At 31.1% G+C, this 15,818-nt stretch carries 18 protein-coding genes and 1 tRNA gene; 11 read left to right on the top strand and 8 right to left on the bottom strand.

The features are described from left to right. Positions 1 to 22 precede the first annotated feature (22 nt). The 4 genes from JJ844_06680 to JJ844_06665 all read left to right on the top strand — a co-directional run bounded on the left by JJ844_06680 (position 23) and on the right by JJ844_06665 (position 5,114). Positions 23 to 1,063 (top strand): uroporphyrinogen decarboxylase, encoded by a 1,041-nt coding sequence (locus JJ844_06680; protein MBO6975357.1) that lies wholly within the window; start codon positions 23 to 25, stop codon positions 1,061 to 1,063. 8 nt (positions 1,064 to 1,071) lie between these two features. Further along, on the top strand, positions 1,072 to 2,055 hold the full coding sequence (locus JJ844_06675; protein ID MBO6975356.1) for an NAD(P)-dependent oxidoreductase: 984 nt from the start codon (positions 1,072 to 1,074) through the stop codon (positions 2,053 to 2,055). Between the two features lie 59 nt (positions 2,056 to 2,114). Then, the gene (locus JJ844_06670; protein ID MBO6975355.1) at positions 2,115 to 2,465 is read left to right on the top strand and encodes a plastocyanin; all 351 of its coding nucleotides are present in this window, start codon (positions 2,115 to 2,117) and stop codon (positions 2,463 to 2,465) included. Between the two features lie 66 nt (positions 2,466 to 2,531). After that, a complete protein-coding gene (locus tag JJ844_06665; GenBank protein MBO6975354.1) occupies positions 2,532 to 5,114 on the top strand; it encodes an AAA family ATPase in 2,583 nt (860 codons plus the stop codon). A gap of 49 nt (positions 5,115 to 5,163) precedes the next feature. On the opposite strand, the gene JJ844_06660 is transcribed toward JJ844_06665, so the two are convergent. Beyond that, the gene (locus tag JJ844_06660; protein MBO6975353.1) at positions 5,164 to 5,634 is read right to left on the bottom strand and encodes a 6-carboxytetrahydropterin synthase; all 471 of its coding nucleotides are present in this window, start codon (positions 5,632 to 5,634) and stop codon (positions 5,164 to 5,166) included. A gap of 63 nt (positions 5,635 to 5,697) precedes the next feature. Here JJ844_06660 and JJ844_06655 point away from each other — a divergent pair, with 63 nt between their 5' ends. From JJ844_06655 to JJ844_06640, 4 genes are all read left to right on the top strand, one after another. Next, entirely contained in the window at positions 5,698 to 6,357 is a 660-nt protein-coding gene (locus tag JJ844_06655; protein ID MBO6975352.1) for a bifunctional phosphoribosyl-AMP cyclohydrolase/phosphoribosyl-ATP diphosphatase HisIE, read from the top strand. Positions 6,358 to 6,530: 173 nt separating this feature from the next. Further along, positions 6,531 to 7,454, top strand: a complete 924-nt coding sequence (locus tag JJ844_06650; protein ID MBO6975351.1) for a sigma-70 family RNA polymerase sigma factor — start codon at positions 6,531 to 6,533, stop codon at positions 7,452 to 7,454. A gap of 37 nt (positions 7,455 to 7,491) precedes the next feature. Further along, positions 7,492 to 7,860 carry a DUF1232 domain-containing protein gene (locus tag JJ844_06645; GenBank protein MBO6975350.1) on the top strand — a complete coding sequence of 123 codons (369 nt, stop codon included), beginning with the start codon at positions 7,492 to 7,494 and terminating at the stop codon, positions 7,858 to 7,860. Continuing rightward, a complete protein-coding gene (locus JJ844_06640; protein MBO6975349.1) occupies positions 7,861 to 8,181 on the top strand; it encodes a hypothetical protein in 321 nt (106 codons plus the stop codon). Between the two features lie 230 nt (positions 8,182 to 8,411). Here the strand turns inward: JJ844_06640 and JJ844_06635 are convergent, their stop codons facing one another. Further along, on the bottom strand, positions 8,412 to 8,681 hold the full coding sequence (locus tag JJ844_06635; protein ID MBO6975348.1) for a YciI family protein: 270 nt from the start codon (positions 8,679 to 8,681) through the stop codon (positions 8,412 to 8,414). A gap of 94 nt (positions 8,682 to 8,775) precedes the next feature. On the opposite strand from JJ844_06635, the gene JJ844_06630 reads away from it, so the two are divergent. Next, entirely contained in the window at positions 8,776 to 9,144 is a 369-nt protein-coding gene (locus tag JJ844_06630; GenBank protein MBO6975347.1) for an AbrB family transcriptional regulator, read from the top strand. A gap of 83 nt (positions 9,145 to 9,227) precedes the next feature. Here JJ844_06630 and JJ844_06625 read toward each other — a convergent pair whose 3' ends face one another. The 5 genes from JJ844_06625 to pyrC all read right to left on the bottom strand — a co-directional run bounded on the left by JJ844_06625 (position 9,228) and on the right by pyrC (position 11,968). Then, entirely contained in the window at positions 9,228 to 10,067 is an 840-nt protein-coding gene (locus tag JJ844_06625) for a tryptophan synthase subunit alpha (protein MBO6975346.1), read from the bottom strand. Between the two features lie 28 nt (positions 10,068 to 10,095). Beyond that, a complete protein-coding gene (locus JJ844_06620; GenBank protein ID MBO6975345.1) occupies positions 10,096 to 10,416 on the bottom strand; it encodes a DUF3007 family protein in 321 nt (106 codons plus the stop codon). Positions 10,417 to 10,420: 4 nt separating this feature from the next. Then, positions 10,421 to 10,654: an NAD(P)H-quinone oxidoreductase subunit L gene (locus tag JJ844_06615; GenBank protein MBO6975344.1), complete on the bottom strand. Its 234-nt coding sequence runs from the start codon at positions 10,652 to 10,654 to the stop codon at positions 10,421 to 10,423. Between the two features lie 78 nt (positions 10,655 to 10,732). Then, positions 10,733 to 10,818: transfer RNA gene (locus JJ844_06610), tRNA-Leu, on the bottom strand. Positions 10,819 to 10,918: 100 nt separating this feature from the next. Next, positions 10,919 to 11,968 (bottom strand): dihydroorotase, encoded by a 1,050-nt coding sequence (gene pyrC / locus JJ844_06605; protein ID MBO6975343.1) that lies wholly within the window; start codon positions 11,966 to 11,968, stop codon positions 10,919 to 10,921. Between the two features lie 118 nt (positions 11,969 to 12,086). Here pyrC and JJ844_06600 point away from each other — a divergent pair, with 118 nt between their 5' ends. After that, positions 12,087 to 13,166, top strand: coding sequence for a calcium/sodium antiporter (locus JJ844_06600; protein MBO6975342.1), 1,080 nt, complete (start codon positions 12,087 to 12,089; stop codon positions 13,164 to 13,166). Positions 13,167 to 13,168: 2 nt separating this feature from the next. Here JJ844_06600 and gorA read toward each other — a convergent pair whose 3' ends face one another. Next, on the bottom strand, positions 13,169 to 14,533 hold the full coding sequence (gorA, locus tag JJ844_06595; protein MBO6975341.1) for a glutathione-disulfide reductase: 1,365 nt from the start codon (positions 14,531 to 14,533) through the stop codon (positions 13,169 to 13,171). Between the two features lie 52 nt (positions 14,534 to 14,585). On the opposite strand from gorA, the gene JJ844_06590 reads away from it, so the two are divergent. Continuing rightward, the gene (locus tag JJ844_06590; protein MBO6975340.1) at positions 14,586 to 15,815 is read left to right on the top strand and encodes a glutathione S-transferase domain-containing protein; all 1,230 of its coding nucleotides are present in this window, start codon (positions 14,586 to 14,588) and stop codon (positions 15,813 to 15,815) included. Positions 15,816 to 15,818: the final 3 nt, after the last annotated feature.

Genomic DNA, 15,818 nt, shown 5'->3' with positions numbered 1-15,818 from the left:
TTAAAACATATCTAATTGAAAAATGGGTGAAAATTTACCACTACTACTTTCTGCCGCATTAGGCAAAAAAGTAAATAGGCCTCCAGTATGGATGATGAGGCAAGCAGGAAGATATATGAAAATCTATAGAGATTTAAGGGAGCGCTACCCAAGCTTTAGAGAGAGGTCTGAAAATCCAGAACTTTCATATGAGATTTCAATGCAGCCTTTTAATGCTTTCAAACCGGATGGTGTAATCCTTTTTTCAGATATTCTTACACCTCTTCCTGGGATGGGAATAAATTTTGAGATAATAGAAAGTAAAGGTCCAATAATTGAGGACCCAATAAGAACTCTTAACCAGATAGAAAATTTAAAAGAATTAAATCCAAGTGAGAGTTTAAGTTTTGTGGGGCAAGTTCTTTCTTCACTAAAAAAAGATGTGAATAATGAGGCAACTGTTTTAGGTTTTGTTGGCGCACCTTGGACTCTTGCTGCATATGTAGTAGAAGGTAAAAGCAGTAAAAATTATTCTTTAATAAAATCGATGGCTTTTAATGAACCAGATTTACTTCATAAACTTCTTGATCATTTTGCAAAGTCTATTGGTGAATATCTTAAATATCAAATAAAATCTGGAGCGCAAGTAGTACAAATTTTTGATTCATGGGCAGGCCAACTAAGCCCACAAGATTACGATATCTTTGCTGGGCCCTATCAAAAAAAAGTTGTTGATATTGTGAAAGCAGCATACCCTGAAACACCAATAATTCTTTACATTTCAGGAAGTGCCGGCGTAATAGAGAGAATGGCAAAAACTGGGGTAGATATAATCTCATTAGACTGGACAGTAGACATTAAAGAGGCTTGTAAAAGAATCCCTAGTAGCATAGGAATTCAAGGTAATGTTGATCCTGGCATTTTATTTGGGAACAAAGAATCAATAAAAGAAAGGATAGATAATACTTTCAATAAAATTAAAGACAGGAAATATATTCTTAATCTTGGTCATGGTATTTTACCTGGGACTCCAGAAGAAAATGCTCAAACATTTTTTGAACATGGGAAGAAACTCACTTACTAGTCAAAGTCTTGGCATATAAAAAATTATTAATAACTGGAGCAAATGGATGTGTTGGCCAATACTTAGTTTATTGGTTTTTAAAAAACACAAAATTCAGGCTTTATCTTATGGTGCGTGATAAAAGTAAGTTACCAATTTCTATTCAAAAAAATAAAAAAGTCAAGTTATTAGTGTGCGATATCAGGGAATGTAATAAATATAAAAAGGAAATCAGTCAAATTAATTACCTAATACATACTGCAACAGCTTGGGGAGATCCAATAAGAGCCTATGAAGTAAATATTAAAGCTTTCGAAGAATTACTTGAAATGCTTGATATTAAAAAGTTAGAAAAGATTATTTATTTTTCAACAGCCAGCATTTTAGATACCAAAACAGAATTAATGAGGGAATCACTAATTTATGGAACAGAATACATACAAACAAAATACGAATGTTTCCAAAGACTGAGAGAAAGCTCATACGCAGAAAAAACATTCGCTGTTTTCCCTACCTTGGTTTTTGGAGGAAATCTTGGCCAAAAAAGTAAATATCCTGTGAGTTATTTAACTAGTGGATTGAAAGAAATTGAAAAATGGCTTTGGTTAGCAAGATTTTTAAAACTTGATTCTAAATTTCACTTTATACACGCAAATGATATTGCTCAAATTTGTGGGTTTCTAATTAAAAATCATAAAGAAGATCAATACAGAGGCTTTAGAAAATTTGTGCTAGGTCAGAAATTTATTTCAATTGACGATGCCATCATTACACTTTTAGAAAGAAATAATATGAGACGATATTTTGCGATACCCGTTACTAAGAAAATTCTAAAAATATTATTAAGAATTCTCCCCATTCAAACTACCCCTTGGGATAGCTTCAGTATCAAAAAATATGACTTTAATCATGTCTCTATCACAAATCCTGAGACTTTCAAACTTAAAAGTTATGCCAAGTCACTGAATGATATTTTAAGATTATCTAAGTTACCAAGCTGTAATAACAATTAAGATTCTCACGGTTAGGTTCCCAAAGCCTTGTAATATATATAAATATGTAAATTTAAATTATGTTACGCTCAATCTTCGCAGGGTTATTCGCAATAGTTTTAACTCTAGGTTTAGGTATTTCATCAGTTTCAGCTAAGACTGTTGAAGTAAAACTTGGTACGGATGCTGGAATGCTTGCATTTGAACCTAGTACAGTAACCATTAGTGCTGGTGATACAGTTAAATTCGTCAATAACAAACTTGCCCCTCACAATGCTGTTTTTGATGGACATGAAGAATTAAGTCATGCAGACCTAGCTTTTGCTCCAGGAGAGTCTTGGGAAGAAACATTCGATACAGCAGGAACTTATGATTACTATTGCGAGCCGCATAGAGGTGCTGGAATGGTAGGTAAAGTTATTGTTGAATAAATTTTCTAAAATTTAAATATTCTTTTTAACTTAATATCTATTACAGCCATACCCAAGTTTTGATTAATGAAAATAGTTCCAAGCGAATTTGCAAATTCAGCTTGGAACTATTTTATTTATGCCAAAGAAATTGCTTATAAAAATCATCAACAAGACGTAGACTCAGATAATTTATTATTCGCTTTATTACAACAAGATAACCTTACAAATAAGATCTTAAAAGAAAATAATGTGAATTCCAATGATCTTGAGAGAGAAATAATTTCTTCATTAAATGCGAAGGCAAAAATGAAAAATAAACAAGATAATTTATATATTGGTGATTCTCTTTACAAAATATTTTTAAAAGCGAATGATATTAAAAATACTTTAGATGATGTAGTGATATCAACAGAACACTTAATTTACGGTTTCACCTATGATAAAAAATATGGATTTAAAATTTTAAATCAAAAAAGTATTCCAGAATTTCTTGAAATTATTAAGAAAATGAAGTCAGATCCAGCAATAAAAAATAAATTTGATACTGCTAATGAGTCTTTAGATAAATATGGTGTTGATCTAACCCAATCAGCAAGAGATGGGATCTTAGATCCTGTTATTGGAAGGGATGAAGAAATTAGAAGAACAATTCAAATACTAAGTAGAAGAACAAAAAATAATCCCGTTCTTATTGGAGAAGCTGGGGTTGGTAAAACAGCCATAGTTGAAGGTTTGGCTCAAAGAATTATTAATGCTGATGTACCTTCTGCACTACAAAATAGAAAACTAATTTCATTAGATATGGGTTCACTTATCGCTGGGGCAAAATATCGTGGAGAATTTGAAGAAAGGATAAAAAATGTCCTAAAGAAAGTAAAGGAATCGGAAGGTAAGATCATTCTTTTTATTGATGAAATTCATACAGTAGTTGGTGCAGGCGCTAGTGGAGGTTCTTTAGATGCAAGCAACCTATTAAAACCAATGCTTGCAAGAGGAGAACTTAGATGTATTGGTGCTACAACAATTAATGAACATAAACAAAATATAGAAAAAGATCCTGCTCTAGAACGAAGATTTCAGAAAATAAAAATTGATTCTCCTTCAATAGATGATACTGTATCAATATTAAGAGGACTGAGGGAAAGATACGAAGTTCATCATAGTGTGAGGATTTCCGATAATGCTTTGGTTGCAGCTGCCACCCTTAGCGAAAGATACATTAACGATAGGTTTCTTCCTGACAAAGCAATAGATCTAATAGATGAAGCAGCCTCAAGATTAAATATGGTTATAACTTCCAAGCCTGAAGAAATTGATGAAATTGATCGAAAAGTTTTACAGTTTGAGATGGAAAAATTATCTCTAAAAAGAGAAACAGATGATTTTTCAGTAGAAAGATTAAAAAAAATCAATAATGAACTTATATTACTCAAAAATAGACAGGCAGAATTAGGCGCTCAATGGAAAAAAGAAAAAGATGAAATTGACGAGATTAGCACCATAAAAGAAGAAATTGAATCGATTCAACTACAAATAGAACAAGCCAAAAGGAGTTTTGACCTCAACAAAGCAGCAGAATTAGAGTTTGGAACTTTAAATTCTTTACAAAAAAAATTGAAAGAAAAAAGTGAATCCCTCGTTAATTCCTACAAAAAAGGAGAGACGAGTCTTTTAAGGCAAGAGGTGACTTTCGATGATATTGCAGAAGTTGTATCAAAATGGACTTCTATTCCTGTACAAAACTTAAACCAGTCAGAAAAAGATAGGCTTTTAAGCCTCGAGTCGATCCTTAAGGAAAAAATTATTGGTCAAGATAACGCAATTAGGGCTGTTGCAGATTCCATTAAGAGATCAAGGACTGGGCTAAATGATCCAAACAAACCATTAGCCAGTTTCCTTTTTTTAGGTCCAACTGGTGTTGGGAAAACAGAGCTAAGTAAAGTAACAGCAAAAATTATATTTGATTCAAATTCTTCAATTACAAGACTTGATATGTCTGAATATATGGAAAAGCATTCCGTTAGCAAAATCATAGGTGCGCCTCCTGGATATTTAGGTTTTGAATCAGGAGGACAACTAACAGAAGCTGTACGAAAAAATCCCTATTCATTGATACTTTTAGACGAAATAGAGAAAGCTCACAAAGATATCGTAGATATTCTCTTACAGGTACTTGATGATGGAATCATTACTGATGGTCAAGGTCGAACAATCAATTTCAAAAATTCAATTATTGTTCTCACAAGTAATTTAGGAAGTCAATCAATAAATGATTTATCAGTTAGAAAAGAAGATGAAAATGAAATTAAAAAAGTTGTAGATAATGAACTCAAAAAATTTTTCAAGCCTGAGTTTTTAAATCGACTTGATGAAATAGTTATTTTTAATAATTTAGAATTAAATGACATAAAAGAAATTGCAAAAATCCAGCTTCACAATTTAGAAAAAAGACTTAACAAAAAAAACTTAAAATTCAAAATCACGGATGAGGCAATTAACCAACTGGTCGAAAATAGTTTCGATCATACCTATGGTGCAAGGCCCTTAAAAAGAATTATTCAAAAACAAATTGAGACAAAAATTTCAAACAATATATTGAATAATAATTACCTAAAAAAAGACGAGATTAATATTTATCTAGTTAATGGAGAGATAATTGTTGATTAAAAATCTAAATTAAAAAATTCTATATGGCTTAAAATTTAACAAATTTAATCTAAGATTTGAACCAATCAGGAATTTCCTGATAGCTTGCTCTATTAGATTTATTTTCTTTTGATTCTGTTTTCCAACAACATGTTCTGCCCTTATCCTTATCCTGTAAGTATTCATTAGCCCATCTCCAAATCAATTCAGAAGTGAACTCCATTCCCACATTATCCATAATTCTCAGATCTAAAGCATCTAAGTCATGTAATCTTTCCCAGTAATTCAACAAAGGGTCATCTTTATTTATTAAAAAAGTATGGTCAAACTGCTCCTTTAGTCTATTTTCTAGGGGCTTTAGACTTGAAAAATCCACAACAAAACCATTTAGGTCTAATTTTTTTGCAGCGAACCAAAAGGTGAATGATCTGGAATATCCATGCACAAATCTGCAGTGGCCTTTATGGCGCCATTGCCTATGTGAACAGGGAAAATCCTCGTAACTTTTGCTGCATGAAAATTTCAGAGAATGAATATACATCAATTAACTGTTAGGATAATTTTTAATAAAACACATTGAATAGGATTTAACATAACGAACATAATGACTTATTCAACTAATTTTTCGATAGAAGATCTACGCTTTGATAATTATGGATTAATCCCTGCAATAGCACAAGATTGGCTTGACGGATCAATTCTTATGCTTGCTTGGATGAACAAAGAATCTTTAAAAATGACACTTGAAACCAAAAACGTTCATTACTGGAGTAGATCGAGATCGGAAATTTGGAGAAAAGGAGCTACAAGTGGAAGTACCCAAATACTTAAGGAGATAAGATTTGACTGCGATAATGATGCACTAATCCTCTTGATTGAACAAAATGGTTCAGGAGCATGTCACACTGGGGAAAAAAGTTGTTTTTTCAACGAAATTCAAATTAATAAAAATGATAAAAAAGAGAAAAAAACAACTCCCTTCTCAAATATCTGCTCTGAATTATTCAATACAATTCACGAAAGATCAACAAATCCATCAGAAAAAAGTTACACAAATCATTTATTAACAAAAGGCAGTAATACTATTTTGAAAAAAATAGGAGAGGAATCCGCAGAATTTATAATGGCTTGCAAAGATAATGATAAAAATTCAATCTCAAATGAAGCTGCCGATTTAATTTATCATCTGCAAGTAGCCCTTATGTATAAAGGTATTGAGTGGAGAGATGTACTTGCTGTTCTTGAATCAAGAAGAAAAAACTAAATAATTAAAATCTAGAATTTATAATTTTTTTTAACTAAATATTAAAAAAAAAAATGTTAATCAACCAATTAATAATTATTAATTAATTATTAATTAATTATTAATTAATTATTACATGTATGGCTTATTACTGAATTAACTATAAGTTAAATATATCGACAATGAGGTAAATCGTGAGTTCATTAAGCGATTTTCTTGGTGAAATAGGTCGTCATCAACTTTTGACTCCTGAAAGAGAACTCACTATGGGCAGAAAAGTCCAAGAAATGGTTGTGCTTGTTAATAGATGTCAAGAGGCCGGAGGGAAAGGCCCTGCCTGTGAATATTCTGAAGCTGAAAGAAAAAAGATCAAAATTGGTGAAAAAGCTAAAAACGAAATGATAACAGCTAACCTACGACTAGTTGTCAACCTTGCCAAGAGATACCAAGGGAAAGGATTAGAATTACTGGACTTAATTCAGGAGGGGACATTGGGTCTTACAAGGGCAGTAGAAAAATATGATCCGTCTAGAGGACATAGATTTTCTACCTATGCTTATTGGTGGATTAGGCAAGGTTTAAATAGAGCATTGTCAACTCAAAGTAGAACGATTAGGATCCCAGTTAATATTAATGAAAAACTTACAAAACTAAGGTCAGCGAAGTCAAAGCTTATGCAACTTAAGGGTATTCCTCCAAGTAGTGATGAGCTAGCTGAAGAATTGAAAATAACTAAAGAGGAAATTGACGAACTCCTTTCATGTGAATTGAGAAGCATCACTGTTAGTCTCCAAGGTACCGTTAAATCAAAATCAGATCCTTCAGAGTTAGTTGACATCCTTCCGAGTGATCAGGTTGCTCCAATGGAGTTAGCGGAATTAGCCGAAAGGACAGCCTCGGCTTGGAAATTATTAGATAAAGCAAATTTAACTGAGAAGGAAAGAAAGATAGTAAGCTTAAGATTTGGTTTAGACGGCTCAAATGAATGGAGAACCTTAGCTGAAGTTGCAAGACACATGAGTTGTAGCAGGGAATATTGCCGACAAGTTGTTCAACGTGCTTTAAGAAAACTTAGAAAAGCAGGAATACAGAATGGATTAGTTGATAGTATTAGCTAAAATTTCTATTAAAAATATTTAAATTTCATTTATAAGGATGAAAGAGAATTACAAAAGCCAAGAAAAAATCTATGATGCAGAAGTTTTAGAGAGTTCAACATTTGATGAAAATATCATTATCAAAATTCTTATTAAAGCAGGAAGAACAATTGCCAAACCTGCCTTAGAAGTTTTAGAGATGGCTTTAGATCCTTATACTCCAGCACAAGTAAGAGTTTCATTAATGGCTGCGTTAGCCTATTTAATTATGCCATTTGATCTTTTCCCCGACTTTATGCCTTTAGTTGGTTTTAGTGATGATTTTGTAGCCCTAACAGCGGTACTCAGCATATGGAGCAAATACATGACTCCTTCAATAAGAGCAAGAGCAGAGAATAAGCTTAATAAGTTATTTCCTTTTTATTGAATGAGTAAATTATCTATACAGGAAGAAAAAGAACTCATCTCATTCATTAAAGAATGGTTAAAATCTCATGGATTTTCCCAAAAAGACTTAGCAAATGAATTAGACATTAAATCTAGCAGAACCTCTGAGATTATTCTCAAAATTAAAGAATTATATAAAAAAGGCGGCATCTTCAATATTGCAAAAAATCTTATTTTGATTGAGCAAAAATGGTTAAACAATATCAATAATGATTATCGAGGAACAAAAGAAACACCTCCATATAATCAATTAGATATCGACTCATTAGTAAACCAGATAAATGAAGATATTAGCGAATAAATAATATTTAAAATAATATTTAAAATAATATTTAAAATAATATTTAAAACATTATTTTTTATTTAAAAATAAAATAACCTCTTAAAACTAACTATTAACTAAATATAGTGTTAAATCCTAAATATGATAAATAACTATATTATTAAAGCAAAAATATTATGTGTTTTCATTTAAATTAATTTTTTTCAATTAATAATTAATAATTACTTAAATATTTTCGTAAATCATATTCAAAATGCCTGAATCCATGGATAAATATCATAATTAATCCATATACCTTTTTCCCAATATATGTCCTCCTCAATAAGATTTTTCAACTCCTTCACATCATTAGCATTAAAAATTCCAAACAAATATTTGGTACATTTTGTTGGCCCTAATGTAACAAGAATATCGCGATCTTTTAATTTTTTAAGTCTATTAAGATGTTGATCGCGAAAAGGTTTTCTTTTAATCATTACATCTTTACAGTACTCACCAAAAACTACAAATTTTTCCATTTTTAAAGATAATTAATAGAATAAAACATAATCAATAATTGCATATATTACTCACAAATTGCTATGTTATTCTGGTAGCTGTTATTTATTATTTATGAAGCTAACTGGAAGTGAATTAATCGCAAAAACTAAGGAACTTAAAGGTGTAAGTGAATCAGAAAGAGTCCTAGCTTGTGGATATTTTTCTAAATCCAAAAATGGTAAGAAAAGAAAAAACTATAATGCATATTATAAGGCTATTGCTGAAGCTCAAGGATATAAAAGTAGCAGCGAGGGCGAAACGGGTGGAATTGGCAAAGGGGGAAGGAAATTGAGCTACATAGCTACTGTCCAGGGGAATGGTAATCTCTTAATTGGCAAAGCATACACAACACTTCTAGACCTAAAAGCAGGTGATAATTTTGAAATCAAGTTTAAAAAGAAAGGTAAAATAATAAGCTTATTACCTACCAAAGATCACTAAAGATAATAAAATTATTTTTAATAATTAGTCTATAAATCCCTTAATCTAATTTTTTTAATCATATTATTCTCTAGTAAAATAATTTATTTTTGATCAGCAGCTAAACGCATATCCTTACAAAATTTGCCAACATTATCGACAACATTTTTCCCACTTGAACTAGATATTCGTTTTACAAATGCACTACCAATAATTACTCCATCTGCTCCCCATTCACGCACTTTACTCACATGTTCAGGGGTGGATATGCCAAAACCAACCGCAATTGGATTAGTGTTTACTTCTTTTAATTTAGCAATAAGATTTTCTACTCTATTTTCCATCTCGTTTCTCTCCCCGGTGACGCCCGTAACACTAACTAAATAAGTAAAGCCTTTTGTATGATTTGATATTTGTTTCATTCTTTCAAAAGGAGTAGTTGGAGCAACCAATAAAATCAGGTCCATAGAATAGTTACTAACTATTTTGGAAAATTTATAAGCTTCCTCCAGAGGTAGATCAGGAACTATTAGTCCAGAAACTCCAGCATTAGATGAAATCTCACAAAACTTTTCGAAGCCAAAACATAGTAATGGATTTAGGTAAGAAAAAAGGATGATGGGAATATTTAATTTACCTTTTAAAGAGTCTAAAAGTTTAATTACTTTTCTTGGGTTAGTACCTGACTTTAAGGCGCGAGAGGCAGCCACTTGAATAACAGGTCCGTCTGCAAGTGGATCACTGTAAGGGATACCTAATTCAATTAGGTCAGCTCCATTTTCTTGTAACTTTAATAAGATCTCAGAAGTTATTTCAATATTGGGATCTCCAGCCATTATAAAGGGCATCAAAGCTAATTTTTTATTATTTTTTAACTCACAAAACTTCTCATCTACCTTAGATAAAGACTCATTTTTAGTAATTTGCATTTTGTTATCTTTCATGATTTTTTTAATTTTTTCTATGAAAAATTTATGGATTTTTCTCCAAATCTTCCATTAGTTTTTGCTGCTCTTTCTTTGATAATGCATTGAATTTGGTTTCTAGTTTATCATTAACAACTTTTTCATACTCTTTTCTATAACGCTTCCTTTGTTCCATGAAAGTCATTTTTCCATTTACAACTCTATAAACATAAGATGTTACCCATGTAATAACAATCAAAATCAAAATACAACTTGAGAGTGTAGTAGCGGTAAGATTGTCGATACCAATTTGCGGTGCAAATTTATAACTAATTAATCCTATAAATGAAATAAATAATCCTATTTGTATAACTTTACCTTTAGTCAATTATTTACCCTTTACCGCTTCCTCTTAGTCTGAGATTTAAAAATGGAGAAAATAAAATTAAACCTGGGAAGAAAAGAAATACAAGGCCATAAATTCCTAATCTTTCAAATTTGCCCATAATATTCCATCTATTATTCATCCAGTAAAACAGAAATAATGGAATAACCAATAAATAGGTAGAAATAATTCCAATATAGGCAATTAAAGTAGCGAATGAATTATTAAAAAAACTTTCCATTTTGATTTGTGTTTTCTTAGTTAAAACATAACAACTATTGGAAGTTATCGTCAGAACTAAAAATAAATAATTAAATAATGGGAGTGGGGGGACTTGAACCCCCACGAGCTAAATCGCTCGACGGATTTTAAGTCCGGCGCGTCTACCAATTCCGCCACACTCCCAAAAGGAATTTGCGCTTTTTTATCGTAGCCGAAAGCAACCCATTTAACCAAGAAAAATTGGAATATTTACACTTTTAATTGTCAGATTAAATCTAATTTTTTAATTTACTATCCCTTCTACTTGCCATTGTAAAATTTCGCCTGCATGAAATGGTTTTATTTGTCCGACAATAGTTTCTTCTTCAACGACATCAATAAATTCTTTAATTTTATTAGGTCTAGAAACTAATTTTAATTTTTCTTTATTTGGGGAAACATTATAAAAATTAGGGCCATTTAAACTTGCAAACTTTTCAAAATTATCTAAAGCATCTTCTTCTTCGAATACTGTTAGATAGCTTTCTATTGCTACTGGCGAATTAAAAATGCCAGCACATCCACAAAAAGCCTTCCAATTCCTAAGGTGTGGAGCAGAGTCAGTTCCCAAGAAAAAACATTTTTTTCCACTTGTTGCAGCTCTCCTTAAAGCGAGTCTATTATTTTCCCTCTTAGCAACTGGCAAGCAGTAAAAATCACTATTTAAGCCTCCAAAAAACATTGCATTTCTGTTTATATGCAAATGATGGGGAGTGATAGTAGCTCCAATATTATTTTCTTGAACAAAATCAACTGCATAAGAGGTTGTTATATGTTCTAAAACGATTTTTAATTTTGGAAATCTTTTAGTTATTTGAGAGAGTTCTTTATCTATAAAAACTTCTTCTCTATCGAATACATCTACTTCAGAATCAGTCACTTCCCCGTGAATCAAAAGAGGAATTCCATTATCTTGCATTGATTCGAAAATCTTATATAGATTTTCTATTTTCTTAACTCCATGACTGGAATTTGTTGTCGCATTAGCAGGGTATAATTTTGCTGCGAAAAAGATATTATTTTTGAAACCATTTATTAGTTCTGCTTTATCAGTCTCATCTGTAAGATACATTGTCATTAATGGTTCAAACTTAGAACTTTCTGGTAAAGCTTCAAAAATAGATTTTTTGTAAGAGGTAGCGCTTTCAACAGATGTAATTGGAGTTTTAGTATTCGGCATAACGATAGCTCTTCCAAAATATTCTGAAGTAAAATGAATGATATTTTTTAATACAAGACCTTCCCTTAAGTGTAAATGCCAATCATCAGGTTTTATTATGGTTAAAGTCTTCAAAATTTTTTCTATTTAATCAATTTTAACAGCAATTTAAAATTGACAATAAATTATAGATATTCGAGGATAGTTATTAAACAATTATGAAAATTTTTATTATCTAAATAAAAGCCTAAATATGAGTGATTTTTTATTTCCAATAATAGAAATAGTTTTAGGCGTAGTTCTACTTTTTGCTGGAGGAGAGTTCTTTATTCAAGGAGCCATATTTTTATCTTTAATTTTAGGAATACCTCAAATAGTAATTGGTTTAACCGTTGTTTCTCTTGGAACAAGCTCTCCTGAGTTATTGGTAAGTTTAAGTTCAATTTTAAAAGGGAGTGATTCGCTTGCGGCTAGCAATGTAATTGGAAGCAATATTTTTAATGTTCTCGTTGTTTTGGGTATAAGCTCATTGATAACACCCCTTAAAGTAAAAAGCAGAATAGTCAGAAGAGATGTGCCTCTTTTAATGGCAATTTCTTGTGCAGTTTGGGCTATGTCATCAACAGGCTTATTAACATTACAAGCTGGGGTTTTTCTAATATTTTGTTTAATCTTAAATACAATATGGGAAATCAAAACTATCAATGAGAAAGGAGAGGAGACAAAAGATGCTGAACCAGAGATAGAAGAATTACAAGATAACTATAAAGGAAAGATTAATCTTTTACTAAAGTTAATATTGGGAATATTTCTTTTAAGCTTTGGTTCAAATATTTTAGTAAATGGTTCTCAAACGCTTGCTACTCTTTTGGGTGTCAATGAAATTGTTATTGGTTTAACTATCGTCGCAACTGGGACATCTTTACCGGAATTAGTAACTTCAATAATTGCTGCATTTAAAGGCAAAACAGATCTTGCGATTGGGAATGTAATTGGAAGCAATTTGCTCAATCAACTTCTAATCCTGGGAAGTTGCAGTATTTTTTCAGGATTTAAAGGTTTAGTAATTGAACAAAGTCTAATAAAAGTTGACTTACCTTTTATGGTTTTAACTACCTTTGCCTGCTTACCAATTTTCTGGAGCAAAGGGAAAATCACCAGAATTGAAGGATTTATTTTGCTTAATCTTTATATTTTCTACATTCTCGATAAGATACTTTTCCTAAATGGATTTAACTTCCTTTCTGTATTAAGAATAGGTTTGTTTATTTACTTTGCTTTGCTTGTAGTGTTTCTGATTATCCAAGAAAAATTAAAATTTTCTAATTCATAATTTTATCCATACATAGTTACAAATTCTTCTGAGATAGTTGGGTGCAAAGCCATAGTAATATCAAAGTCTTTTTTTGTTATCCCTGCATTTAATGAAATTGATGCCATTTGAATAATCTCAGATGATGTTTCACCAAACATATGACATCCCAGGACTTTGTCAGTCAGCTTATGAACTACAATCTTCAACATACATTTTGATTTATTCTTTTTAAAGGTATTAGACATAGGGGTAAATTTGCATTTGAAAATTTTTATATTTTTTTCAGAGTAAATCTCTTTAGCTCTTTTCTCACTTAAGCCAACTGTTGAAATTTCTGGAATAGTAAAGACGGCCTTAGGAATATATTCATAATTTACTTTTCTTTTTTGATCATTAAAAAAATTATCCGAAAAAACTCTCCCTTGCTCTATTGCTACTGGAGTTAAGTTTGGTTTATTTATGATATCGCCAACTGCAAAAATGTTTGAGTTGCTTGTTTGATTAAATTCATCAACATCTAAATATAGGCCATCCATCTTTAGATTTAAAAAATCTAAATTTAAAGGCAAAAGATTTGGTTCTCTTCCTGTAGCAATAAGGATATTACTAGTTAGGAGTTTATCCCCCGAGTCCAGAATAGATTCCAGATTTCCATTTACTCTGTTTATAGACTTTAATTGAGTATTGGAGATTATATTGATTTCAGTAAAAGTAGGTGATTCCACTAAGCATGAAGAAAGATCCTCATCAAAACCATTAAGTAAATGTTGACCTCTAATTAATTGAGTTACTCTAGTACCTAAATTTCTGAAAATAGAAGCAAATTCACAAGCAATATATCCTCCTCCTACTATTAATATTGATTCGGGAAACTTTTCTAATTCAAAAATATCATCACTAGTCCATGCCAAATCTACTCCAGGAATATTTAATTTCTTTGGTTTACCTCCAACTGAAATAAGAATTTTTTTTGAACTTATTTTATTTTTAATTTTCTTCGTTTTTGGACAAATAATTTCTAATTCATTTTGAGTAGTAAATCTTCCTAAGCCCTCAAAAACAGTCACATTCAATTTTTTTAAAGAATTTCTATGTAAATTACTTAGTCTAGAAACCTCCTCTCTAACATTCTTTAATAGAATATTTGATTCAAAATTAATACCTTCATTTTTTAATCCATATCCTTCAGAAGAATCCATATTTTTTTTACTTTTTGCTGCATAAACCATCAATTTCTTTGGGACACATCCCCTTATCACGCAAGTTCCTCCTATTTGATTTACTTCTATGATTGCGACTTTTGCACCATAACTAGCCGCACGTTTAGCCGCCGCGAGTCCTCCAGATCCAGCGCCAACAACAATTAAATCAAATTCAAATTCCAAGACTTTTTTAAATCAATTATTATAACGTTAGTTTATAGCTTTAATTCAAATAATGAATGGGATTTTGACATGGAATGATTTAAATAAATTTGAAGTTGAAGATCTTGATAGAGTCCATGGTATAAATAATTCCTACGCAAATTTAAGATTATTTGGGCACAGTGAAAATGATGTTTTAGTTACCCTCTATAGGGATAGGCATTCTTGGTGTCCTTACTGTCAGAAGATATGGTTATGGCTTGAATTCAAGAGAATTCCATACAGAGTCAAAAAAATAAATATGTTTTGCTACGGTCAAAAAGAAAGTTGGTTCCTTGAAAAAGTCAGATCGGGGAAATTACCTGCAATTGAAGTTAAAGGGCAAGTTATAACTGAAAGTGACGATATCATTGCTTTTTTAGAAAATGAATTTGGAGCACTTGGATCTTTTTTAACATCTAGTCACCTTATCAAAATTCGAGAATTAGAAAGAGAAATTTTCAGATCTTGGTGTAGTTGGCTCTGCCGAGAAAGCTTTAATTTTATAGATAACTCTTTTAGAAAAAAAAGTTTTAAAGAATCCATTTCAAAACTCGATGAAATCTTAAGTAGATCAAAATCAGGTTTTATTGATCCATCAGTATCTAATACGGGTGATATAGAGCCTGGTGTTGGAGATATAATTTTTATTCCCTATATGGAGAGAATAAATGCATCATTGATTTACTATAAAGGGTTTAATTTAAGATCTAATTACCGTTATGTAGATAACTGGCTTACCCTTTTTGAAGGGACAAGTGTTTATAGAGGCACTCAAGGAGATTTTCATACTCACTCTCATGATTTACCTCCTCAAATGGGTGGATGTTATAAAGAAAGCAATAAACAACAGATTATTTTCTCTGAGCTTATAGATACTGGAGAGGGTCTAGGTAATTATGAATTAAACAAAAATTATGATTCAAAATATTTCGCTAAAATTGCTCTTGATAGAGTGATAAAGCATAAAGAAAATTTACTAAAAGTAAACCCATACAATAAAGAATCATTTGAGGAATCATTGAGATCAGCATTAACCCATATGATCACAGGTGAAGTAATAATCCCTAAAAAACTTTCAGGAATCTCCCTAAGATACTTAAAAAATAGAATCTCAGTTCCAAGAGATATGCCAATTATTTCGGCAAGGTTATTAAGACAATCATTAAATAAAATTGAATCACGTAGTGATATCAATGAGATAGATAAGATACCTTTCAGGCATAGATATGATCAAGATCCTAGAAATTTTGCTTCTAGTTAATGT

The organism is Prochlorococcus marinus CUG1435, assembly GCA_017644375.1.
Taxonomy (GTDB): Bacteria; Cyanobacteriota; Cyanobacteriia; order PCC-6307; family Cyanobiaceae; genus Prochlorococcus_A; species Prochlorococcus_A marinus_AH.
The sequence above is the reverse complement of the archived record's forward strand: the minus strand, read 5'-3'. Positions and strand labels throughout refer to the sequence as shown.

Excerpts from the sequence above, each read along its gene's own strand:
- JJ844_06655 (MBO6975352.1), top strand. The coding sequence starts at position 5,698 with ATGACTTATTCAACTAATTTTTCGATAGAAGATCTACGCTTTGATAAT.
- JJ844_06670 (MBO6975355.1), top strand. The coding sequence starts at position 2,115 with ATGTTACGCTCAATCTTCGCAGGGTTATTCGCAATAGTTTTAACTCTA.
- JJ844_06660 (MBO6975353.1), bottom strand. The coding sequence starts at position 5,634 with ATGTATATTCATTCTCTGAAATTTTCATGCAGCAAAAGTTACGAGGAT.
- JJ844_06645 (MBO6975350.1), top strand. The coding sequence starts at position 7,492 with ATGAAAGAGAATTACAAAAGCCAAGAAAAAATCTATGATGCAGAAGTT.
- JJ844_06635 (MBO6975348.1), bottom strand. The coding sequence starts at position 8,681 with ATGGAAAAATTTGTAGTTTTTGGTGAGTACTGTAAAGATGTAATGATT.
- JJ844_06590 (MBO6975340.1), top strand. The coding sequence starts at position 14,586 with ATGAATGGGATTTTGACATGGAATGATTTAAATAAATTTGAAGTTGAA.
- JJ844_06640 (MBO6975349.1), top strand. The coding sequence starts at position 7,861 with ATGAGTAAATTATCTATACAGGAAGAAAAAGAACTCATCTCATTCATT.
- JJ844_06680 (MBO6975357.1), top strand. The coding sequence starts at position 23 with ATGGGTGAAAATTTACCACTACTACTTTCTGCCGCATTAGGCAAAAAA.
- JJ844_06615 (MBO6975344.1), bottom strand. The coding sequence starts at position 10,654 with ATGGAAAGTTTTTTTAATAATTCATTCGCTACTTTAATTGCCTATATT.
- JJ844_06625 (MBO6975346.1), bottom strand. The coding sequence starts at position 10,067 with ATGAAAGATAACAAAATGCAAATTACTAAAAATGAGTCTTTATCTAAG.
- JJ844_06630 (MBO6975347.1), top strand. The coding sequence starts at position 8,776 with ATGAAGCTAACTGGAAGTGAATTAATCGCAAAAACTAAGGAACTTAAA.
- JJ844_06600 (MBO6975342.1), top strand. The coding sequence starts at position 12,087 with ATGAGTGATTTTTTATTTCCAATAATAGAAATAGTTTTAGGCGTAGTT.
- JJ844_06665 (MBO6975354.1), top strand. The coding sequence starts at position 2,532 with ATGAAAATAGTTCCAAGCGAATTTGCAAATTCAGCTTGGAACTATTTT.